The organism is Variovorax sp. WS11 (assembly GCF_010499245.1).
In the GTDB taxonomy this organism is placed as follows: Bacteria; Pseudomonadota; Gammaproteobacteria; order Burkholderiales; family Burkholderiaceae_C; genus Variovorax.
Map to the genome: position 1 here is coordinate 206,927 of NZ_JAAGOW010000004.1, position 21,702 is coordinate 228,628.

Below are 21,702 nucleotides of genomic sequence, written 5' to 3' on the forward strand. Positions count from 1 at the left end.
CAACACGCATCTCTCGACCCACGTGGACTCCTGTCGAGCATGGCCTCGTCACGCCGTCGATCCGCACGCTCGCGAAGATTGCAGCGGCGCTCGAGTTGCCATGCGCTGGCCTGTTCGCGACGACGTCAAATCTGGGTGACGGTGCTGGGCATCGCCGTGATGCCGATCACGCGCTCGAGCTGGCCAAAGGTCGCACCGTCAAACGCCGAAAGCCCCGCCCCGGTCTTGTCGGCATGGCACCGATGATTTCACGGCTGCAAGCGGCGTCCATCAGGGGTCACCGTGTCTTCAGGTAGGCGGCATACAGGGATGGATGGGCATCGCGCAGTGCCTTGCGTCGCGCAACCACGTCATGGTGCCGGCCCTGCCGCTCCAGGCCGAGCAGTTCCAGCAGAAGTCGCATGGCCTGTTCGGGCTCGGTGTGGAGACAGCGTTGCGCTTCGCCCAACTGGCGTGACAAACCGGGCTTTTCCGTGAGGACCCACGCTGGGAACCAGGCCAGGTCACGCACATCGCCATGCCCTTCGAACGTCGCGTCGAAGGCCTTGCGAAGTCTCTCCAGCAGCGGGTCGGCGAGCCTCTTCGTGAGCTGATCGAAGCGCTCGGCTGACAGCCAGGCGAGCTCGGCGAGCAGGCCCCATGCGCCGTCAAGATCGTGCACGCGGTAGCGCGCCTCCGCCATCCATGCGAGGGGCGCTGGAATTCGGCGCCACGATTCGATGCGGGCGATGGCGTCGCTCGCTGCGGACCAGTCACCGGCCCGCAGCCACAGCGGGGCGGCGTGGTCGTCGCTGCGCTCGGGGCGAAATGGAAGTGGCGCGGCCCGCTGCGCCATCTCGCGCCACAGCGGGTCGAGCCACGCGGCCGCTGAGCGTTTTCCAAGAATGCGCACGGCTGCGGGTTCGATCAATTCGCTCAATGCACGACGCGCATCGTGCATGGCGTCGTGATCCTGAAACGGTGCGGCCATGCGTTGCTCGAGTGCGTCGACAAGTACGCCAAGCGGTGCCAAGGATTCGTGGTTCGGGAATGCATCGGCGAATGTGCCCCACGCCGATCTGGCGCTGACCGGGTCGTGGCGCTCGAGGGCGGCCGCCACGTCGTTGCACAGCACGGTATCGCGGCTGTGGTCGAAGATGTCGAGTTGCTGCGGTGGCATGGTTGCGTCCGGACGGGCTGTTCTTCCGCAACTGTAAATCCTCTCCTCCTGACTGCAGGATTGTGATCACGCTGCTCACCTGCCTGGTCGAGAAATAGGATGCAGTCAGCCCACGTTGGTGAAGGACCGTTCCAGGGCCGGTGGTTGCCCGTCGAATTGTTCAGCGCACGCGCCGCTTGGAAGCCGCTTTCCCCCTCAGCAGGCCCTTGCCCACTGCGCCGATTCGCGGGACCCTATGTGCATGGGGTCGCCCATCGTCATCAGCATTCCACATCAGCTCGGCCGCGCTGAGGCGCGCCTTCGCATCGAAACCGGTTTTGCAAAGATCATCAACCTGTTGCCAGGCAGCAGCGGGGCCTCGAGCGAGCGCTGGGACGGCGACCGACTCATTTTCAGCGTCGCGGCGATGGGTCAGACGGTCTCCGGCGTCATCCATGTGCTCGACGCTGCAGTCACGATGGAAATTGAGCTGCCCGGTGTCCTCGGCGTGATCGCCAGCGGTCTCAAGGGAAGGCTGCAGAGAATGGGGCAATTGCTGCTGTCAAAAAAATAGCGCAGGATCATCGGCGTCTGCGAAGCCCGGCCGGCGCATGGCGGATGGGGCGCCGCAGCATGTCGCCCGACGGCTGAGCCCGTCACCCGCGGATACCTGTCCGATACAAAGGCGCGGCGCCGCGACGTTCGGTGAATACCAATCCCTCGCAGACTTCGCTTCACGTCGTCGATGGGCCGCCTTCCGGCCGGTCGGCGCAAACCTGGATACGTCTGATCGGCGGCATGCCTGCCGCTTCGCCAGCGCCGCCGGACGCTGTGCAATGGACGCGCCCTGAACCCCGGCCTCACCTCGAGGAGAACCGTTCCATGCTTGACTTTCGAACCTCCCAAGGAGGCACGATCGGCATCGCCGACGAGCCCATCGCAACGCTGCGCGCGGCGCTGCGCGGCACCTTGCTTCTGCCCGCCGATGCCGGCTACGACGTGTCGCGCACGTTGTGGAACGGCATGATCGACCGCCGGCCAGCCGCGATCGTGCGCGCCGCCGGCGCCGCCGACGTGATCCAGGCCGTGAACTTTGCGCGCGAGCACCAGCTCCTGATCGCGGTCAAAGGCGGTGGCCACAACATCGCCGGCAAGGCGGCCTGCGATGGCGGCCTGATGATCGATCTGTCGGCAATGAAATCGGTGCGTGTCGACCCGGTGGCACGGGTTGCGCGAGTCGAACCCGGAGCGCTGCTGTCTGACTTCGACCGCGAGACGCAGGCCTTCGGATTGTCCACGCCCACCGGCATCAACTCGACCACCGGCATGGCCGGGCTCACGCTCGGCGGCGGCTTCGGCTGGCAAAGCCGCAAGCGCGGGCTGACCATCGACAACCTGACGGGCGTCGATGTCGTGCTCGCTTCCGGCGAGTTCGTGCAGGCGAGCGCAACCCAGAACGCCGACCTGTTCTGGGCGGTGCGCGGCGGCGGCGGCAACTTCGGGGTGGTCACCTCGTTCGAGTACCGGCTGCATCCCCTCGGCCCCGAAGTGCTGGCCGGGCTGATCGTCTATCCGCTAGCCCAGGCGAAGCAGGTGTTCGACGGCTATCGCAAGTTCACCGCCGAGGCGGGCGACGAGATGACGGCCTGGATGGTGCTGCGCAAGGCGCCGCCGCTGCCCTTCCTGCCGCCGGACGTGCATGGCAAGGAGGTCGTGGTGATCGCCTTTTGCTGGATCGGCGAGCTCGGCCGCGGCGAGGAACTTGCCAAGCCGCTGCGCAGCTGGGGCACGCCCGCCGGCGAGCACGTCGGGCCGATGCCCTTTGCCGGCTGGCAGACCGCCTTCGATCCGCTGCTGCAGCCGGGGGCACGCAACTACTGGAAGTCGCACGATTTCAAGACGCTGAATGCCGATGTCGAGCGCATCGTGTGCGACGCCACCGCCAGCCTGCCGGGTGACGAGTGCGAGACCTTCATTGGCCAGCTGGGCGGCCAGATCAATCGAGTTAAGGCCGGCGACACGGCCTACCCGCACCGCGACGCCGAGTTCGTCGTCAACGTGCACACGCGCTGGCGCGACGCCGGTGACGACCGCGCGTGCATCGAATGGGCCCGTGCACTGTTCGATGCGCTGACGCCACACGCCACCGGCGGCGTCTACGTGAACTTCATGTCGGACGACGAGATGCAGCGCGTGGCGGAGGGCGCCTATGGACCCAACTATGCGCGGTTGGCCGAATTGAAGGCAAGGTATGACCCGGCGAACTTGTTCAGCCAGAACCAGAACATCCGGCCCCAGGTCTGAGCCATCGTGGAGCAGGCGCGCACGGCGGGTCAGAGGTCTTCGATCACGAGCTTGCGATAGCGCTGCGCCATGGAATACGGCACCTTGCGTACGGCGCTCATCAGCCATTCGGCCGATTCCCCGTCCGGAGTCTCGACCAGTAGCCCATGGTGGCCTGCTCGGGCCAGCTTGGTATATGCCCGCACCGTGGCGCCCTCGGAGCCAGCCGATGGCAGCGGGTTGTCCGAGTCGGCAACAGTGGGAGTGATTTGGGAGAGGATCGAGGCGGGCGGCAGGTGAAAGATCTGGACCTGCGGCTTCTGCAGGCTCAGCTTCCTGGCGACGGAGACGGCGCTGGCCTCATCCGGGAACATCACCACGGAGTACCCATCGGGATAAAAGGCGCCACCCAGCGTCCAAGCATGGATGAATCAAGACTGAACGTTGACAACATGTGTGGCCTTTCTCGAGCTTGGAGAGTTGCCCAAAACCGGTGAATCTGACCTGTCGGATGGTGACAAGAGGTAGGAAAAGAACCCCATTTCACCGCGGCCCGGACGAAACGGCCGCGGAGTCCATCGCCTTGCCGCAGGCTTTGTCAATGAGAAGGAGCACTCATGCAATCGCCCCACTTGCTCGACCTCGCCATCGTTGGCGGAGGTGTCGCCGGCGTCATCCACCTGCACTACGCGCGACAATCGGACCTCGATGCGCTGCTGCTCGAAAAACAGGGCGGCGTCGGTGGCCTTTGGCGCCAGCTTCCGCAGTGGCAGGACATCCAGATCAGCCCGGCCGACTGGGCCCTCGGCGATCTGCCGCTCGGTGGCCCGAAGCAGCCCCACATCCTCGCCAACATCGAGGCCTGGGTCGAGCGCTTTGGCCTGGCGGATCGCATCCGGCTCGACACCCCGGTGTCTCGCGCGCGTTATACCGGCACATGCTGGGAAATCGATACGCCGCAGGGCACGATGCGCGCCCGTCATCTGGTGGCGGCCACCGGCGGCCACAACACGCCCGCGATTCCCGAAGTGCTTCGTCACGAAAGCGCGGTGCGGGAACTGCATTCCAGCGCCCTGCGCGATCCGGCCGAACTGACCGGGCGCGAGGTGCTTGTGGTCGGCGGCGGCGCCTCGGCCTTCGACTTGCTGGACCTGTGCCTCGAGTACAAGGCGCGCCGGATCGTTTGGGCGTACCGGGGCTTGCGCTGGTTCACCCCAACCGGCAAGCCGAAGATCATCGCCGGCAGCGTGCGGCCCTACGCGAAGATGCAGGTGAACGGCATGACCGTCGCGCAGCAGAACGCGATGATCGGCACCGACCTGCTGGCGCGCTATGAAAAGTTCGGCATCCAGTCGATCCAGCCCAAAAAGCCGCTGGATGTGCGGCAAGACCAACTCATTCCCGGCCGCACTCGCATGCTGGCCAGCTTCGGCGAGCTGGAGCGGCATTCGGGCAGCGTCGAGACCATCGAGGGGCGCGACGTGACGCTGTCGGACGGCTCGCGCTTCGCAGTGGATGTACTCCTGTGGGGCACGGGCTACCAAACCGACCTTTCGTACTTCGAAGAGCCGCGCCTTGCACGCATCCGCACCGTCGAGGAACTGGCCTCGCGCTGCGCGTGCATCTTCCGCAGCCTGGATGCGCCCGACCTGTATTTCCCAGGCGTGGGCCTGGATGGCATCGGCTCCGCGCCGTGGGCCTTCATGCTCATGGCCCGATCCGTCATGTCGCACATCCGCGGCACGGCGCAACTGGACATGGAGCCCCTCGCCTGCAGGCTCAACCACTTCGACATCGTGCGCTACCTCGCCGAACGGGACTCGGGCACGTACGGCGGAGAGCGGGACTGGAACTTCTATCGCGACTTGGCAATGGGCGCGCCCGACGACCAGCCGTACCCAGTGCTCTGAGATCGCGCCTCGGAGTCCGGCACGAGCGGCCGCTTCAGGGGACTTGGTGCCGAGACCCCTGGTGAAACCATCACCGGTGTTTGGTCAATCTGGCCCGCGGCTCGATCTCGATGAGCGAATCGCGCGATGCCAGGGAAGCCACGCCGATGCCCGTCAAGGCGGGACGAACTGCAAGAACTGGCGAAGTTTGCTCATTCCGGAGAAGCGCCTTCGATGCAGCCTGCACGCGCGTCCTGGTGGAAAGCCAAAATGAATGCGACGGTGGGTACGCGTCGTGTGACGGACAGGAGGTGAATATGCGACAAGCCTCCACAGATGCGATCGTTGACCGCGACGCCGCCATCGCGGTCAAGGTCCCAAAGACTGGCGGCTGCGTCCTCGGTCACGCCGATCTCCTCACCAAGAACGAGTTCAAGGGCCGGATCTCTCTCGGAAGCATGCGAAGCCGCTCCAGGGAGGTGCGCGATCGGTTACGCAGGCTGGCGAGGGCCAAGGTGGGTGTCTGGGCGACGGTCGAATCGGCCACAGTGCATAGGCGCTGACGATGCACTCGCAGCAATGATCGTCGCGGCCGCGTGTCGGAGCGGCGCGTGCATTTCAGGGCACGGCGTGCGCATCGCCCGGGTGGCAGCCAGATTGCATCAGCTCGTGCGAACTGGATGCTGTACGAAGCTCGAACCGCAGCAACCCCTCGCGCTTGCGCTCAGCGTGCAGGTGCGTCGTCAGTCATTAGGCTTCTGACATATCACCTTTGTCTGATGCGCCCCCGCCCGCAGCACGTCACGATGCGCGTCGGGGAGTTTGACGTCGGGTGGTCGTTCCTCGGGGGAGCTCGCCAACCTGCGAACCTGAGGAGCGACCATGGTCCGAGACCGGCTGGCGGCTGCCCAGCGGGGTATCGCGCTTGCCGAGGTCATCGAGACCGCACCCATCGTGCGTGCAGGCGGGAAACGGGCTGCGCGCGTCGCGAGCCCTGTGGGACGTGTCGGTGGACCAGCAGCGGCAGGGACCAGGCGAGCGCCGTCACGGGCCGAAACTGGGGCTTTCACCGGTCCGTTCCTCTCACCGTCCTCTTTGACGAAAGCCGAACGGTTGAAGCTCATTGACGGTGTCGAGCGCGTCATTGAAGGCGTGTTCGCGCATCTGCCGCTCAAGCGCGCGCGCTACGGCGTGGACCCGGTGCAGCGGCTGCGCATCCTGCGCACGCAGGTCGACCAGCTGTCGAGCTACGAATTCCACATCGAGCTGGCTGACGTGGTGACGCGACTGCGCGATGCCCACACGCGCTACGCCGGCCCCACAAGCCTGGCGACCAAGGTGGCGGCCTTGCCTTTCCTGGTTGAGGTGTTCGGCCCTCCCGACGCGCCGACCTACGTCGTGACCCGCGTGGGTGCGGGACTGGACGCGGCCTTCAAGCCGGGCGTGGTGCTGGAGTTCTGGAATGGCGTGCCGATCGACAAGGCCGTGCGCCGACACGCCGACGAGGAGGTGGGCGGACGGCCCGACAGCCAGCGCGCTTGGTCGGTCCTGAGCCTGACCTTGCGCTCGCTGCAGTACGGCCCCCCGCCGGACGAATACTGGGTCGTGATCGGCTACCGCAGCACCGCGGCCAGCGGCACGCCGACCGGATCGCTGCGGGAGATCAAGGTACCCTGGCGTGTCATCGATCCAGGCGAGATCGACGAGATGCAGTCGAGCGGCCCGACCGGCAAGGCTGCCATGCGCTTGCGGCACACGCGTGCCGTCGATCCGGCGGCCGCGATCACGCGCCGCGCCAAGATGCTGCTGTTCGCGCCCGGCGCGCTGACCGGCGAGCAGGCCAATGCGCAGCCGACACCGAGATCGCCGTCCCGTCGCAAGGCGCCGACCGCCAAGGTCATCGAGACCGAACTCACGGGCACGCTCAAGGCCGAGTCACTGGCCCGGCCCGGCGGCGCCATCGGCTACCTGCGCATCTACGGCTTCGACGTCGCGCCGGAGGAGTTCGTCCCCGAGCTGCAGCGGCTCATTCCCCTGCTGCCCGACAATGGACTCATCATCGACGTGCGCGGCAACCCGGGTGGCTACATCCTCGCGGCGGAATCGGCGCTGCAGCTTTTTACGCCCAAGCCGATCCAGCCGACGCGCTTCTCGCTCTTGAGCACCGCCTTCACGCGCGCGCTCGCGACACGGCCCGGCATGGAGGCAGAGCTCGGGCCGTGGAAGGAGTCGCTCGAGGCGGCGGTGCGCAACGGCGAGCTCTATTCGCAGCCGCTGCCCATCACGAGTTTCGCGGAGTGCAACTCGATCGGCCAGCAGTACGGTGGCCCTGTCGTTCTGGTGGCCGACTCGACCACCTACTCTTCCGGCGATCTCTTCAGCGCAGGGTTCGTGGACAACGGCATCGGCCCTTTCGTCTGCGTCGGCGCGGCCACCGGTGCCGGCGGTGCAAACGTCTGGGACTACGAGGACCTGCGACCACTCATGGCGGGCACAGACTTCGAGCTGCCGACCTTGCCCGACGGGATCGGCATGTCTTTCGCTTTCCGTCGCGCGACGCGCGCCGGCCCGGCGGAAGGCTTACCGATCGAGGACGTCGGCGTTGCCGGGATGCCCTACGCAATGACGCGTGACGATTTGCTGGCCGGCAACCCGGACCTGCTGGAGCACTGCTTCGAGCTCCTGCGACAGCAGCGCCGCAGCAGCCTGGCCGTCGATGCGAGCAAGACCGCGCGAGAGATCACCGTGCGCCATGCCGGCCTGACCCAGCTGGACGTGCTCTTCGACGGCCATCCGGGCAGCAGCCTGCGCCTGCGCGCGCAGACGTCGGTGGTCGTGCCGTACCCGGCCGGCACCCAAGTGATCGAACTGTTCGGCTTCGGCGGCGAGCAACTGCTGCAGAAGCGGCGCGTGGACGCACGCCGCTGACACGACCCAGGCAACGACCAGGAGCATCCATGACTCTTCGCATCTCGTGGGCCGCCCTCCTCGCGGTCGCGTCATTTTGCTGTGCGAGCGCATCGGCGCAATTCCCCGACGCCCGCGACACCCCGCCGGCCGGCTGGACCGGCCCGGTCTTCAAGCTGAAGCAGGACTATCCGCAGACGCTGCCCTCGGTCGGGTCGCGTCCGTGGATGAGCTTTGACTTCCGCACCGAGCCCAACGAATACATCAAGGCGGTCCTGGACTACGCGCTGGAGGGCAACAAGGAGGTCGACTTCGTGGTGCAGAACAACACGACGCGCGGCTGGTACCACGCGCCGTGGATGCACGTCGGCGCCGCCGGCCGCGAGTTCGTGCGCGGGCTCACGCGCGAGCGCAGCTCGCGTCCCGGCGAACTGGCGCCGACCCAGACAGGCACCTTCGAGAACTGGGCCGTCAGCGTCTACAACCCGCGCGGCGGCTACACGCTCGGGCGCGTGTGGAAGGACCCGGACGCGCCGAACCCGAGCGTCGCGAAATTCCCGGTGGGCGCCGTCAGCGTCAAGCTGATCTTCACCGAGGCGCCAGTGAACCAGGTGCCCTACCTTGCAGGCTCGGTCGAATGGCAGGCCGACATCAACCGCAGCCGCAGCACCAACCCGCGGCCCACGCTGCGCCTGCTGCAGGTCGACGTGGCGGTGCGCGACAGCCGTGCGGCCTCGACCACCGGCTGGGTCTTCGGCACCTTCGTCTACGACGGCAATGCACCGGGCGCCACCCCGTGGGACAAGCTGGTGCCTGTCGGGCTCATGTGGGGCAACGATCCGACACGGGTGGGTACGGGGCAGGCGCTGCAGCAGACCAAGATCAACGCCGGCCTGCAGATTCCGCAGCACCTGGGCTTCGAGAAGCGGCTCAACGGGCCGGTCGACAACCCGCGCTCATCCTGCCTGTCCTGCCATTCGACCGCGCAGATCCAGACCGATCTCTCGCGCCCGACGCGGGCTGCGATTCCACCGGCCAACGCCTCGGCGGCGACGCTGCGCCTGTACTTCCGCAACATCAAGGCAGGCACGCCCTTCGATGCGAGCGCGCTCGCGCTCGACTACTCGCTGCAGCTGCAGAACGGCATCGCCAACTGGGCGCAGACCGACGGTCCGTCGTCCAGCCCCCAGGGCCGCGCCAGGGCCACCATCGGCGCCGGGCCGAGGCGACTCGACCGCTCGCGCGGCATCAACCTCCAGCCCGTCGGCAGGGACGGGTGAGCCATGGCCACCAGGAAGCCCATCGATCCTGCAGACAGCCCGAAACTCGTGCTCCAGGGCCGCGTCGTCACGATGAACGGCGCTTTCAAGGTGATCGCGGATGGCCGCGTCTACACGCAGAACGGGGAGATCGTCGCCGTGCAGGAGGCATCGGCGCCCGCGCCCGCCGGCTTCGGCAGCACCGCCGTGACGGACACCGGCGGCACGATGTTCCCGGGGCTGATCGACCTGCACAACCACCTGCCCTACAACGTGCTGCCGCTGTGGCAGGTGCCCAAGAAATTCAGCAACCGCGGCCAGTGGGGCCGCCACGCCGAGTACCACAGCAAGATTTCTGCGCCGATGCAGACGCTCGCGGCCACGCCCGAGTTGCTGGCGTCCATCTGCCGCTACGTCGAGGCCAAGGCGTTGATCGGCGGCACCACCACCGGCCAGGGCATCACGCTGGCGAACCAGTCGGGCATCCGGCGCTACTTCCGCGGCGTGGTGCGCAACGTCGAGGCCACCGACGACGAAGCCTCGCTGCCCGCGGCCTCGACCCGCGTGCCCGACGTGACGGCCAAGGACGCGCAGACCTTCCTCGCACGGCTGAAGAAGGAGAAGACCTGCTACCTGCTGCACCTCAGCGAAGGCACCGACGCGACCGCGCGCCGTGCCTTCCAGGCGCTGCAGATCGGCGGTGCAAGCTGGGCGATCACGCCCTCGCTGTGCGGCATCCACGCGGCGGCGCTGCAGGCGCCGGACTTCCAGGTGCTGGCGGCGAATGGCGGCAGCATGGTGTGGTCACCCTTCAGCAACATGCTGCTGTACGGCGGCACCGCCGACGTCGGCGCCGCCAAGGCGGCCGGTGTGCCGATCTCGCTCGGCTGCGACTGGGCTCCCTCGGGCAGCCGCAACCTGCTCAACGAGCTCAAGGTCGCACACCTTTTCAGCGAGGCCAACGGCGCGATCTTCACGCCGCGCGAGCTGGTCGCGATGGTCACCCGGGAACCGGGCGGGCTACTCGGCTGGGAACGCGTGGCCGGCAGCCTCGAGGCGGGCAAGCGCGCCGACCTCATCGTGGTTGAGGGCACGTCCGGCGACCCTTACCAGCAGCTCATCCGCGCCAAGGAGTCGGACCTCGTGCTGGTGATGATCAACGGCGTCGGCCGCTTCGGCGACGCGGCGCTGATGCGCAAGCTGGGCTTTGCCGGCGAGGCGCTCAGGGTCGGCGGTGGCAGCCGCATGCTGTTCCTCGCGCACCCGGCCGAAGATCCGCTGGTGCAGCAGCTCACGCTCGGTGCCGCAGGCGAGCGTCTGACGCGCGCACTGCGCGGCCTGCCCGCGCTGGCACGCAAGGCCGAGCGGCCGCGGCCGATCTCCCCCCTGGCCATGGCGCGCGGCGGCGCCAACACCTGGCGCCTGGCACTCGATGAGATCCTCGACACCGGGGTCGACCTGCGCGCCAACCTGCCGCTGCGCCTGCCCGGCGGCCGCACGCTGCGGGCGGCGGCGATGCGGCCGGTGTTCGCGGAAACGAAGAAGCTCTCGGCTGCCGTCATGCCGCTGGCCATCGATGCGCTGACCGTCGTCGACGATGCCGACTACCTCGACGCGCTGGACCTGCAGAAGAACGTCCCCGACACGATCAAGGAGGGCCTGCGCGACCTCTGGTCGTGAAGGCGGCCTCATCATGGCCCTGCTGCGCGACGCATTGAACGACTTCGTCGTCGACTGGCGCAGTGACCTCACGGCTGCCTGGCGCACCGCACTCGCCGGCGCCAGCCCCGACCCGCTTGCCATCGACAGCACGCTCACCTACGACGAGCTGCAGCCCATCTACCCGTCGCGGCGCGACGAGCCGCTGCCCGGCGCGCGAGCCGATGCGCACGTGTTCCGCGCCTTCGACGGCCTCACGCCCTCAAAGGTACGTTGCGTGCTGATTGGCCAGGACCCCTACCCGGCGCTGCGCCGCGCCACCGGCCGCTCCTTCGAGCAGGGTGACATCGACGCCTGGAACCTGGCTGCGGCGTCCGTGGCGAACAGCTTGCGCGTGCTGCTGCGCATGCTGGTTGCAGCGCGCACCCACGACCCTGCGGTGCTGAAGATGAGCTGGGCCACGTTCGTGCGCCACATCGCGACGCCCGGCGTCGCGCTTGAATCGCCGCGCGCTCTTTTCGACCGGCTGCAGCAAACGCAGGGCGTGCTCTTCCTCAACGCCGGGCTCACCATCACGCGCTACCAGTCGGGCGGCGCGCCGGAGCAGACGCGTGGTCACATCCCCTTCTGGCGGCCGGTGGTCGGACAGGTGCTGCGGTCGATGGCGGTGCGGCGGCGCGGGCAGGTGGTTTTCCTCTGCCTTGGCGCGCTTGCGCAGAAGCTGCTCGTCAACGAAGGCGTGATGGGGGCTGCCACCCAAGCGGGAACCTGGGAAGTCCGTGCCGGCGAGGTCGCGCTGCCGCACCCCGTGGCCCCAGGCTTCATCAACGGGCCGAACCCGTTCGAAGCGGTCAATGCGAAGCTCCTCTCCTTTGGAGCAGCACCGATTGCCTGGTAGCGCGCGAGGACCGAAAGCCCCGGACCAAGGCACCTCGAGATGGTCCGCATCGACCGCGAAGGACTTCACGCACATGCTCCAAGCGGACGCAGTGAACCTGAAGAGCTTTTCACCAAAGGGAAAAATCGCCGGTTGCTTGATTTTCAACAGAGCCTATCTAACTGAATGACATCGCAACGTGCAGCGGTGCAGTCCCTGGCTGGGTTGGACGCAGCAGCAGCTGGGCTCAGCTGCGTCCGCTCGGTGGCGCCAACTTCCCCTTGTCCGTCTGGCCCCTCAATGAGTTGGACCACGCCGATCTCAGCTGGCGCTCGCTCAGAGGAGCAACGCATGTCAGAAAAAGATGTACAATTCTGATATCCGGAGACGATCATGACCACGCTTCCTGAATCAATCCTGCTACACGCACAGTCCTTGTCTGAGGGAGGTGTGCTGTCGCCCAAGGAATTCCTGCACCTCGGAAGCCGTGCCGCGGTCGATCAGGCACTGTCTCGGCTCACCAAGGAGGGCAAGCTGCTACGTGTTGCCCGCGGCACCTATGTCACGCCGGTGTCGAGCCGGTTCGGGACGCGTCCGCCTGCACCTGAAAAGGTGGTGCAGGCACTGGCCGCCCAACGTGGCGAGGTCGTGACGCCCCACGGGGCCAATGCTGCGAACGCGCTGGGCCTGACCCAGCAGGTGCCGATTCGCGAGGTCTACCTGACATCGGGACGGACGCGCAAGCTCAAGCTCGGACGCTCCGAGGTCATGGTCAAGCACGCTCCGCGCTGGATGCTTGCGCTGGGATCTGGGCCGGCTGGTGCGGCCGTGCGCGCTCTGGCCTGGATGGGCCCGGCCCATGTGGGCGAATCGCTGGCCGCTCTGCGCCGCACGCTGCCGCCCTCCGATTGGCGGACCCTGACATCGGCGCGTGCCGCCTTGCCGTCCTGGATGGCCAGGGCCATCGGCGAGGAAGCGCTTCGTGGCTGAACCCTACTTCGTCCTCAGCAAAGAGGATCAAGGCGAAGTTCTGGAGCAGGCCCGGGCCAAGACTGCGCGTCCCACCCATCTGCTGGAGAAGGACGTATGGGTCGTTTGGACGCTTCGCGCATTGTTCGATTCGCCGCTCGCAGCCGATCTCACTTTCAAGGGCGGCACATCGCTCTCGAAAGTCTACAAAATCATCGACCGGTTCTCCGAAGACATCGATCTCACTTACGACATCCGCAAGCTGATCGCGGATCTCACTGGCGGCGAAGAATTCCTGCCGGCGAGCCGCAGCCAAGCCAGCAAGTGGACCAAGGCCGTTCGGAACAGTCTTCCTGAATGGATCGCCACCGAAGTGCGGCCGCTGCTCCAAACGGCGTTGGAGCGGGAGCGGTTGGCAGCAAAGCTGGAGATCGGCGGTGTGGAGCACGACAAGCTCCTGTTGCACTACCCAGCGATTAAGCCGAAGTTCCCCGAAGCGGCGGACGAGATTCCCTTGTGACTCAAGCACTTGCTTGAGTTGGCGAGGAAGTTTTCTGTCTACGGTTTGATGTTTTGCACGAGCGCGAGCGCGCGCAGGTGCAGCGGCTGCGCGTTGGTGAGGAGCTCGAAGGTGGGCGCCTCGGGGCCAGCCTGTGGGGTTCGGCAGGTATTGCGCACGATGGTGGCGAGCTCGGCCATCAGGGTAGAGAAGCTGTGCACGGGCGTGCCGTCGTCCAGGGTGTGGCGCGCTGCCTTGGCCAGCGCCGCCTTGGAGCGCGTAGCCGGTGCCACGGGGTCACGCGTGGCCTTGGCGAGCTGCTCGGTGTCGGCGAACATCAGCGGCGCCCAAGCCTCGCGCATGTGCCACTCGACGTAGTAGGCCAGCATGCACAGGAAGATGTGCGCGCGCACCCGATCGGCGGTGCGATGGTGGATCGGACGCACCTTCAGGTCGATGGTCTTGAGCGAGCGGAACGCGCGCTCGACGTTGGCCAGCGACTTGTAGTTGCGCACGCAGTCGGCCGAGTCCATCTGCGCCGCGCTCACCGACGTGCGGATGATGTAGATGCCATCCAGCGCCGCCTCGGCGGCAATGGCGTCTGTCTTGCGCGCGAAGGTGAAGGCGTTCTCGCCGATGGCCAGCTCGAAGTGCTTGGCCATCTTGTACTGGTTGACCACCTTGCCCACGCGCAGCGCGATCTCGTCCTGGCCGGCGAGCTTGCCGCCATCCACCCGGGCCTTGATCTTCTGGAGGTTGGCCTCGGTGGCCGCGAGCAGTTCCTCACGCTTGTGCGTGCGCAGCTTGGCAAGCTCCGGATTGCGGCACGCCACCAGGCGCTCGCCGGGATAGTCCGGCGAGCTGAGCTCGAGCAGGTTGCGCTCGTCGAACAAGCCCAACTGCAGGTGGCCCTGCTCGACCAGCGCGCGAATCGAGACGCTCTTCAATGCACTGATCCATCCCACGCCTTCGGTCTCGCGCAGCTCCTGGATCGCCTTGCTGGAGATCATGCCGCGGTCGCCCACCATCACCAGTTGCTCGACGCCGAAGTCCTCGCGCAGCCGCTGGACCTCGGGCAGCAAAGTCAGGCTGTCGGCGACATTGCCCTCGTGCACCGACACGGCTAGCGGGCAGCCGCGCGCATCGGTGAGCAGGCCGTAGTTGACCTGCAGCATGCCCTTCTTACCGTCGCGGCTGTAGCCGAGCTTGGCCAGCGGGCAGCAGCTGCCCTCGAAGTAGCTGGAGGACAGGTCGTACAGCACCAGGGCGCCAGCGCTCAGATGGCGCGAGGCGAGCTTCTTCTGGATGCGATCCTGGCGCTCGAGCAGCCAGTCCATCGCCGCATACAGGTCGTCCTCGTCGGCCTGTGCGATGCCGAAGTCCTCGGCCAGTGTCGTGGTGTGCCACCAGCGGGTGGTGGCGAGCTTCGTGTGCGGGGCGACGATGCGCGCGACCACCATCGCCAGCACCAGGTCGCGTTCGCGGCACGGCTTGGAGGCCAGCAGCGAGGCCATCTCCAGGCTGGCCATCGCGGCGCTTGCCGCCTGCACATGGCCGTGGGGGCGCGAGCGCGTGATCTGGAACGCCGAGGCCACGGGCACGAAGGTCTCGCCCTGCAGCGAACGCCGGATGATCTCGATGAGTTCATCGGGCAGGTGCGACAGGTTGCCCAGAGTTTCGTTCTTGACTTTGCCGTCCTCGCGGTAGCTGCGCCGCAGCAGATGGGTGCGATAGACCTGGTCCTTGTAGGTGCGCGTCGTAGTGACGACGTGAGCGGTACCTGTGCGGGCTGCCATGGGCAGCAATCTAGCCCAAGCACCATCAGTTGTCAAGTATATTTAGTGACTACATGTAGCATCCAAAAAAATCCTCCCAGAAGGAGGATTCATCAGCAGCGACAAGCACTTGTCGCCGTTGGAGTGACTACAGAGGTGGGGAACTTCGGATTAAGCAAGGCACCGGCTACGTGTCACCCGTTGTCACGTTGGAGTTCGGCGGCCGGTCGACCGGAGAACCACACCAGGTGTTACCTGTCGCATGCGATATGGACGGTCACGTCGATGGCGTGACGTTCCCCGTGGCATCTCCGCAGGTGATGAGCGTCGCGCGGACGTTCTGGGAGAAAGCCACCGCGACACATGTCTACTGCGCCCAAGGGCGAATCCGAAGCGAACGCTACGCGCGACATTGGCACGACCTGGCCGCCATCATGCGCAGCGCGCACTTCGACGCTGTCATCGGTGATCGCGCAGTCGCCCGCGCCGTGGCCGAGCACAAGTCCTACTTCTTCAGTGAGAAAGGCGCCGATGGCGAGATCATCGACTACGCAACCGCGGTGGAAGGTGCATTGCAGATCGTGCCCGAAGGCGCTGCCCTGGAAGCACTTGCCTCCGACTACACCAAGATGCTCGAGGACGAAGTCATGGTCGGCAGCGCCCTGCCCTTCGACGAATTGATGCAGGCATGCGCCGAGGTCGCTGCATATGCCAACGCAGCCGCGCGGAAGTAAGCCAGCATGCCCGCTGTCTGTACATGATCTGTCCGACGCTCAGCACCCCACCCTGCATTTCCCGCTCGAATCGAACTCCATCGTCTTTCCCGACAACGGCAGGTGCGCCGGCACATTGACGGCCTTGATAAACGCCTCGGTCTTGCTCCCCGGTCGGACCTTGCCGTTGACCGTGCCCACTTCATTGGCATGCGATGGAATCACCGACACTGGCTTCACCAGATCGTTGATGACGAAGGCTGCCTCCTGCGGGCCCGTGGTGAAGCCGTCGCCGATGTTCATCACGGCGAGGGTGGCCTTGTAGAAGTCGCGCACGACGCGCTCCTGGTCGGCCACGATGCCGGTGTCGCCCGACAGGTAGGCCACCAAGCCGTTGCTGAAGCGCACCACGTAGCCGGTCGCGAGGCCCACGTCGCCGGCAATGCCCGCGTCCTTCATGGCTTTGCCGAGTTCGCCGCCGATGTAGTCCGGGTCCAACCCGTTGCTGTGCAGCGCCGCCACGGTCGCGATGCGCACGCCGCCCACGGTGACGCTGCCGCCGAAGCGGGCGAGCATGGAATCGGCCGGGTTGCCGTCGTTGGCGCGCAGCTTGGCGGCGAAGAAGGGCGGCATTTCGCTGCCGGTGACGATCTTCGACTTCTTCGCCAGCGCGATGTTGACCGCGTTGGAATTGGGCAGGGCCGACACGGACATGTCGGGGCTTTCGCAGCTGCCGGAGTTGGGGGCCTTGTTGTGCGCGTTGCCCACGTGGTCGCCGTGCATGTGGCTGATCAGGATGACGTCGATCTTGCCCAGCCGCGGATCGCCCGCGCCTGCCACGGTACGGCCGGGGTCGTACAGGATGCGGGTGCCGTTCGGGTCTTCAAAGACCAGCGCCCGGTCCTGCGGGCAGAACTCGCCTTCGATGCCGCCGAGGGGCGTGACCTTGACGTTCTGTGCCAGGGCCGGCAAGGCGAGCGCCGCCAGGAATGCGGCGCCGATGGCGGCCAGTCGACTCGATCGCTGCATACAGCCTCCGGTCATGGGATGGACAAGAAATGGCGGAGCGCGCTGGTCAGCCGGGACGCAGGGGCGCGACGGCGGCGCCTTCGATGGCATGGCGCTTCAGCGCGGCGGCCACGAAGCCCGAGTGCTTCATCGCCTCGACGAAGCCGCTGAGCCAGGCCTGAGCGGCGACGCGCCCCTTGGGCACGCCTATCGCCTGCTCGATCACCATGAAGCGCCCGGGCAGCAGGCGCACGCCGCTCACCCGTCTGGCGTCTGCCTCGAGTTGCTGCTTGACGCCGGCAGCCACATCCAGGTTTTGCGCGAGGAACATGTCGGTGACCGCGGGTGATGTGGGCGCGCGCACCAGCGCGGCCGATTTCAGTTCGCGCGTGAGGAACAGGTCGTAGGCGCTGCCGCGGCCCACCACCACGCGCGTGCCGGGGCGGTCGACCTCTTCGTTGCGCTGCAGGGTCGAGGCGTTGCGCACGAGGTAGGCGCCTTCAATAATGACGTAGGGGGCGGTGTAGTCCATGTCGGCGCCGCGCACCGGGTCGATGGCGACGAAGGCCATGTCGACCCGCCCAGCCTTGACGGCGTCGACCACGTTGCCGGCGGAGTTGAACTGCACCAGCTCGACGGCAAGGTCGAGGCGCGCGGCAGCCTCGCGCGCCAGGTCCACCGACACGCCCTGCGGCTCCCCGCCCGTGCCGCGGCTCGCCAGGATGGGGTTGCCGAAGTTGATGGCAGCGCGCAATTTGCCGGTGGGTGCTAGCTCCGTGCGGGCAGCGCCGCGATCGGCGGCCGGCGTGGCGGCACAGCCGCCCAGCATCAGCGCGCCGGCGGCGAGCATGGCACGCCGGGTCGCGACGAGCGTGTTCAATGCATCTCCTTCCATCCGCTTTCCGGCCGCGCCGGTCATGCGCAGCACGATCTTTCCGACACCCGCGCCGGCTTCCATGCCGGCCTTGGCCTTGTGCGGCTGCGCGAAGTCCACGATCCGGTCGACGGCCGGCCGGATGAGGCCGCCGGTCGCGACGTGTGGCAGGACCTCCGCGATGAAGCGTGGCATCGCAGCCGCACGCTGCGCCTTCGTGCGCAGCTTGTTGGAGATGCCGAGAAGCGTCAAGCGCCAGGCACGCAGCGCCTCGAGGTCGATGTCGGCATGCAGCAAGCCATCCACGTGGCTGACCCTGGCAAGCCGGGCCTCGAAGGCCAGCGCGCGGGAGTTTCCGAGGCAAAGGCCGACCCGCCGATGGTGGTCCCCTGGCGGTGGATGGGGTCATCCTGGCCAGGACGCTTCGTGCGGTGTTGGCCGACGGCGGCTGAGCCATCGGAAGGCGCGATCGAGCGATGCTGGGAAAGCGGATTCTTCTGGTTGGAGCCCATGCGGACGACGTCGAGCTCAATGCCGGTGGCTCCGTCCACAAATGGCGAAGCGAGGAGCGCGATGCCGCGGTGGCGATCCTGGCCTGCCACGACTCTCCAGTGCGCCATGAAGAAAGCGAAATCGCCGGGATGCACCTGGGTGTCAACCAGATCCATGCGCTGGGCGGAAAGGACACGTCGCTTCACGACGGGTTCAACCATCTTCAGGGCGAGTTGGAGAAGCTGCTGGTGAGGACACCGTCACCACCCACTTCCATGCCGACACGCACCAGGACCACGCGACGAGCTACAGGATCGCGGTCGCCGCCGCGCGAAAGGTGTCCAACTTTCTGATGTTCAAGCCCACGTATCCCAGCGGACGGCCCGACATTCCCTACGTCGTCAGCCTCCTGTCGAAGTCGAACATGGATGCGAAGCTGCGCGCCATCAACGCGTCCGCCAGCCAGCGCACGACGTACGGCGATGCGGCCTGGGCCCAGGCGATGCTGGCGGTCTCGCAAAGGGATGCATGGACCTACGCCGGCGTTCATGGGTGTGCGGAACTGTTCCAGCTTGGTCGGCTTCGGTTGTGAAGCCGGGCGAAGCGCGGCCTCCAGGTCAGCAGCGCTCGAACGCAGGGGTGTCAGCAGGCGTGACCTGTGCGATGTCTCGCTTCGGTGCCCGTGCCCTGTCAACGCGGACGGGCCGCAGTCGGCCGGTCGCGGTATCCGGCAGTGGCGCTCATTGAACGGCCTGCCTCGGGGTTCTGGCCGCACCGCGCCAAGTGGGTGCATGCCATGCGACAGCAGGTAGCGAGATTCGATACTCCCTTGCCCTGACGATGGCAGGCGAGCCTGCGCTTCGTACAGTGCACGGCATGACCTCGCATCCCTCCCCAGCTATTGCGGAAAAGCCCTTCCAGCGCGTCGGGCGCGCGGACCCGCCGCACCGCAGCGCACGGCGCCCGCCCGCCTGGTTCGCGCTCCTGGTCCTCGGGTTCCACGTGCTTGCAAGCCCGCTTCTGCGCGGCCGCAGGCACCGCCAGAGCGCTGCGGCCAGCCAGGCGGAAGCGGCGCACGAGCTGGATGAAGTGGCCTGGCCCGTGCCGCTGACGACAAAGAGCATGAGGCAGGCACCCGGGGACTGGCTCTTTCCGAGCCTCTTTTTGTGCATGGCGATCGCCGCGCTGCCGCTGATGGGCGCTCGCTGGACCATGCCCGAAGGCATGGCGACATGGAATGCCTTCGCGGACGCGCTGGTGTTTTCGCTTCCGGTCATCGTCCCGCTGCCGTTCCTCTTCCTGGGCTGCGTCGGGATGCTGGTGTTCAAGCCGGCCTCACGAACCTCGACGGCATGTGGGTTCCTCAGCGCGAGCATGCTCCTCGGGCTGGCGGGGATCTACGCCTTGGCCATCGGTCCGTAGCCTGGCAAGGAGGGCAACGGCGGGGTGACCCGCATCTCCTCTCCACGGGGGATGACCTCTGCAAACGCGTGCCACCAAACTGCCGGTACCTGGTGCGCGTCGGCTGGCGGCGCGAGTTGCCAAGAAGAATGAGAGAGGTGCGCGTGGACGCTCGCGAGGTTGCCAAGCACTGGGAAGCCAATGCAGAAGGCTGGACCTGTCAGGTACGCCAAGGCCTCGACGTATTCCGAGACCAACTGAACAGCCCGGCGTTCTTCGCAATGCTGCCCCCGGTGCGCGGGCTGCGCGGCTTGGATGTGGGCTGCGGCGAAGGCGCCAACACCCGCCAACTCGCGAGATTGGGCGCAAGGGTGGTCGCCATTGACGTCGCACCCACCTTCATCCGGCACGCCGCGGAGGTCGAGAAGACGCAACCGCTCGGCCTCGACTACCAGGTCGCGGATGCCATGGCACTCCCCTTCGGGCCCAGTTCGTTCGACTTTGCCACGGCCTTCATGTCGCTGATGGACATGCCAGACCCGGCGCGTGCGCTGCGCGAGGTCAGTCGGGTCCTTCGGCCCGGCGGCTTCCTGCAGTTTTCCATCCTTCATCCGTGCTTCGCACCACCGCATCGGCGAGTCCTTCGAAACAGCAACGGCGAGGCGCGCGCCATCGAGGTCGGCGGGTACTTCGATTCGACCGACGGGCGGGTGGACCGCTGGTGGTTCTCGGCGCTGAAGACCGAGGACCGCAAGACCGTCGAGCCGTTCTGCACGCCCATCTTTCATCGGACGCTGAGCGGATGGTTCACGATCGTCGGCATGGCGGGGCTGGTCGTCGAGGAACTGGGCGAGCCGACCGTGGGCGCCGGCGCCGGGACCTCCGGGACGGTCCTGGACGAGACCCGAGTCGCACCGCTGTCGCTGCATGTGCGCGCCTTCAAACGATGGGCTTGAAGCGCTGGCAAGCCGACGACGGGCGCTCGCGTCGCCGACCGAGCGGCATTCCAGGATTCGGTTCCTTTCGAAATTCAACTCACCGAACCCCAGCCCGAAAGGCGTCCCGTTCCCTGCCGCTTTGGGTGCTGAGCACGCGTCCCCTGAGCCGAGCCTTCGGCCCTGGACGACTATTCGCCCTTCGGGGTTGCGGCATGGTTCGAGTCCAGCAATTCGTTCCTGGGCGGAAAGCGTCCGCGCGCGTTGATTGCGAGTGCCCCGGAGGCCGTCCTGGCCGCTGCGCAAGACCACAAGGTGGGTGCGGTGCATGGCTAGTCCAGCACCGCTCCTGCCTCCGCCGCCAAAGTCGTTCCGCACCCTGCCGCACAAGGCTGGAGTCTGGTATCGCGTGCATCCGTACGACGCAATCACGGGGAAATACGCGCCGGCCGCCTTCAACGCATCGGGGCTCGGCAACGCTCGATTCAGCCCCCTTTTCAATCCCGTCTCGAAAAAGCCGATTCCGACGATCTGTGCGGCAAAGAATGAGCGCGGCGCCATTGCGGAGATCGTCCTGCACGACGTCCCCACTCTGTCGGCTGGTTACCTGCACGACCTTGAGCGCGACTACCGCGCCAACCTTCACCTGAGCCGCATTCGTGCGCCGGCGGTCCGGCTGGTCAACATCACGACCATGGGTCTTCAGGCCGTCGGCCTGAAGCCGGTCGACCTCCTCGAAGGCGAGAAGGACGACTACCCCAGGACCCGGGAATGGGCGCTATGGATCTGGCAAAACATGCCGGACGCCCAAGGGATGCGATGGATGTCCAAGCGGGACAACCAGTGCGAGGTGATCATGCTCTTCGGCGATCGGATGAGCCCGTCGGACGTCGTCGACGATGGCAGTTCACGGCCGCTGCAGGCGCACGAGGATCTTGTCATTGAACTGCTGGATGAGATGGGCGCCGGGGCCTACCCATCCATCTGACGAGGCCGGTACCGCTCTCGGGCTGCGGCGGCCCAA

The 21,702-nt window shown here is 66.6% G+C and carries 20 protein-coding genes and 1 pseudogene; 15 read left to right on the plus strand and 6 right to left on the minus strand.

Features of this window, described 5'->3' with window-relative positions:
* Positions 1-277: 277 nt before the first annotated feature.
* Positions 278-1,159, minus strand: a complete 882-nt coding sequence (locus GXN78_RS30285; protein WP_106560046.1) for a hypothetical protein — start codon at positions 1,157-1,159, stop codon at positions 278-280.
* A gap of 241 nt (positions 1,160-1,400) precedes the next feature.
* Here GXN78_RS30285 and GXN78_RS30290 point away from each other — a divergent pair, with 241 nt between their 5' ends.
* Together GXN78_RS30290 and GXN78_RS30295 are read left to right on the plus strand one after the other, a co-directional pair.
* Positions 1,401-1,712: a polyhydroxyalkanoic acid system family protein gene (locus GXN78_RS30290; RefSeq protein ID WP_106560074.1), complete on the plus strand. Its 312-nt coding sequence runs from the start codon at positions 1,401-1,403 to the stop codon at positions 1,710-1,712.
* A gap of 308 nt (positions 1,713-2,020) precedes the next feature.
* The gene (locus tag GXN78_RS30295; protein WP_106560045.1) at positions 2,021-3,442 is read left to right on the plus strand and encodes an FAD-binding oxidoreductase; all 1,422 of its coding nucleotides are present in this window, start codon (positions 2,021-2,023) and stop codon (positions 3,440-3,442) included.
* A 29-nt stretch (positions 3,443-3,471) separates the two neighbouring features.
* Here GXN78_RS30295 and GXN78_RS30300 read toward each other — a convergent pair whose 3' ends face one another.
* The gene (locus tag GXN78_RS30300) at positions 3,472-3,795 is read right to left on the minus strand and encodes a hypothetical protein (protein WP_239143050.1); all 324 of its coding nucleotides are present in this window, start codon (positions 3,793-3,795) and stop codon (positions 3,472-3,474) included.
* 243 nt (positions 3,796-4,038) lie between these two features.
* Between GXN78_RS30300 and GXN78_RS30305 the strand changes: the two genes are divergently transcribed.
* On the plus strand, positions 4,039-5,331 hold the full coding sequence (locus GXN78_RS30305) for an NAD(P)-binding domain-containing protein (protein ID WP_106560043.1): 1,293 nt from the start codon (positions 4,039-4,041) through the stop codon (positions 5,329-5,331).
* A 191-nt stretch (positions 5,332-5,522) separates the two neighbouring features.
* Here the strand turns inward: GXN78_RS30305 and GXN78_RS30310 are convergent, their stop codons facing one another.
* On the minus strand, positions 5,523-5,717 hold the full coding sequence (locus tag GXN78_RS30310; RefSeq protein WP_164255903.1) for a hypothetical protein: 195 nt from the start codon (positions 5,715-5,717) through the stop codon (positions 5,523-5,525).
* A 706-nt stretch (positions 5,718-6,423) separates the two neighbouring features.
* On the opposite strand from GXN78_RS30310, the gene GXN78_RS30315 reads away from it, so the two are divergent.
* From GXN78_RS30315 to GXN78_RS30340, 6 genes are all read left to right on the plus strand, one after another.
* The gene (locus GXN78_RS30315) at positions 6,424-8,238 is read left to right on the plus strand and encodes a S41 family peptidase (RefSeq protein ID WP_164255905.1); all 1,815 of its coding nucleotides are present in this window, start codon (positions 6,424-6,426) and stop codon (positions 8,236-8,238) included.
* 29 nt (positions 8,239-8,267) lie between these two features.
* Positions 8,268-9,497: a hypothetical protein gene (locus tag GXN78_RS30320; RefSeq protein ID WP_106560040.1), complete on the plus strand. Its 1,230-nt coding sequence runs from the start codon at positions 8,268-8,270 to the stop codon at positions 9,495-9,497.
* Positions 9,498-9,500: 3 nt separating this feature from the next.
* On the plus strand, positions 9,501-11,156 hold the full coding sequence (locus GXN78_RS30325) for an amidohydrolase family protein (RefSeq protein ID WP_106560039.1): 1,656 nt from the start codon (positions 9,501-9,503) through the stop codon (positions 11,154-11,156).
* A gap of 13 nt (positions 11,157-11,169) precedes the next feature.
* Positions 11,170-12,033: a hypothetical protein gene (locus GXN78_RS30330; protein WP_106560038.1), complete on the plus strand. Its 864-nt coding sequence runs from the start codon at positions 11,170-11,172 to the stop codon at positions 12,031-12,033.
* Positions 12,034-12,405: 372 nt separating this feature from the next.
* On the plus strand, positions 12,406-13,002 hold the full coding sequence (locus tag GXN78_RS30335) for a DUF6088 family protein (RefSeq protein WP_106560037.1): 597 nt from the start codon (positions 12,406-12,408) through the stop codon (positions 13,000-13,002).
* Positions 12,995-13,501, plus strand: a complete 507-nt coding sequence (locus GXN78_RS30340; RefSeq protein ID WP_106560036.1) for a nucleotidyl transferase AbiEii/AbiGii toxin family protein — start codon at positions 12,995-12,997, stop codon at positions 13,499-13,501. The genes GXN78_RS30335 and GXN78_RS30340 overlap by 8 nt, the downstream gene beginning before the upstream one ends.
* Positions 13,502-13,539: 38 nt before the next feature.
* On the opposite strand, the gene GXN78_RS30345 is transcribed toward GXN78_RS30340, so the two are convergent.
* Positions 13,540-15,276, minus strand: coding sequence for an IS1634 family transposase (locus GXN78_RS30345; protein WP_164255907.1), 1,737 nt, complete (start codon positions 15,274-15,276; stop codon positions 13,540-13,542).
* A 119-nt stretch (positions 15,277-15,395) separates the two neighbouring features.
* Between GXN78_RS30345 and GXN78_RS30350 the strand changes: the two are divergent.
* Positions 15,396-15,989, plus strand: a pseudogene (locus GXN78_RS30350) (nucleotidyl transferase AbiEii/AbiGii toxin family protein); the annotation flags it as partial.
* 39 nt (positions 15,990-16,028) lie between these two features.
* Here the strand turns inward: GXN78_RS30350 and GXN78_RS30355 are convergent.
* Positions 16,029-16,997 carry an MBL fold metallo-hydrolase gene (locus GXN78_RS30355; RefSeq protein ID WP_106559253.1) on the minus strand — a complete coding sequence of 323 codons (969 nt, stop codon included), beginning with the start codon at positions 16,995-16,997 and terminating at the stop codon, positions 16,029-16,031.
* 46 nt (positions 16,998-17,043) lie between these two features.
* The gene (locus GXN78_RS30360; protein WP_106559261.1) at positions 17,044-17,805 is read right to left on the minus strand and encodes an ABC transporter substrate-binding protein; all 762 of its coding nucleotides are present in this window, start codon (positions 17,803-17,805) and stop codon (positions 17,044-17,046) included.
* A 521-nt stretch (positions 17,806-18,326) separates the two neighbouring features.
* Between GXN78_RS30360 and GXN78_RS30365 the strand changes: the two genes are divergently transcribed.
* The 5 genes from GXN78_RS30365 (at position 18,327) to GXN78_RS30385 (ending at position 21,666) form a co-directional block, all read left to right on the plus strand.
* Positions 18,327-18,695, plus strand: a complete 369-nt coding sequence (locus GXN78_RS30365; RefSeq protein ID WP_106559252.1) for a PIG-L family deacetylase — start codon at positions 18,327-18,329, stop codon at positions 18,693-18,695.
* Positions 18,695-18,934, plus strand: coding sequence for a hypothetical protein (locus GXN78_RS30370; RefSeq protein ID WP_106559251.1), 240 nt, complete (start codon positions 18,695-18,697; stop codon positions 18,932-18,934). The genes GXN78_RS30365 and GXN78_RS30370 overlap by 1 nt, the downstream gene beginning before the upstream one ends.
* A gap of 284 nt (positions 18,935-19,218) precedes the next feature.
* On the plus strand, positions 19,219-19,764 hold the full coding sequence (locus GXN78_RS30375) for a hypothetical protein (RefSeq protein ID WP_106559250.1): 546 nt from the start codon (positions 19,219-19,221) through the stop codon (positions 19,762-19,764).
* Positions 19,765-19,907: 143 nt separating this feature from the next.
* On the plus strand, positions 19,908-20,699 hold the full coding sequence (locus GXN78_RS30380) for a class I SAM-dependent methyltransferase (RefSeq protein ID WP_106559260.1): 792 nt from the start codon (positions 19,908-19,910) through the stop codon (positions 20,697-20,699).
* Between the two features lie 388 nt (positions 20,700-21,087).
* Positions 21,088-21,666, plus strand: coding sequence for an RES family NAD+ phosphorylase (locus GXN78_RS30385; protein WP_164255909.1), 579 nt, complete (start codon positions 21,088-21,090; stop codon positions 21,664-21,666).
* The last annotated feature ends 36 nt before the right edge of the window (positions 21,667-21,702 follow it).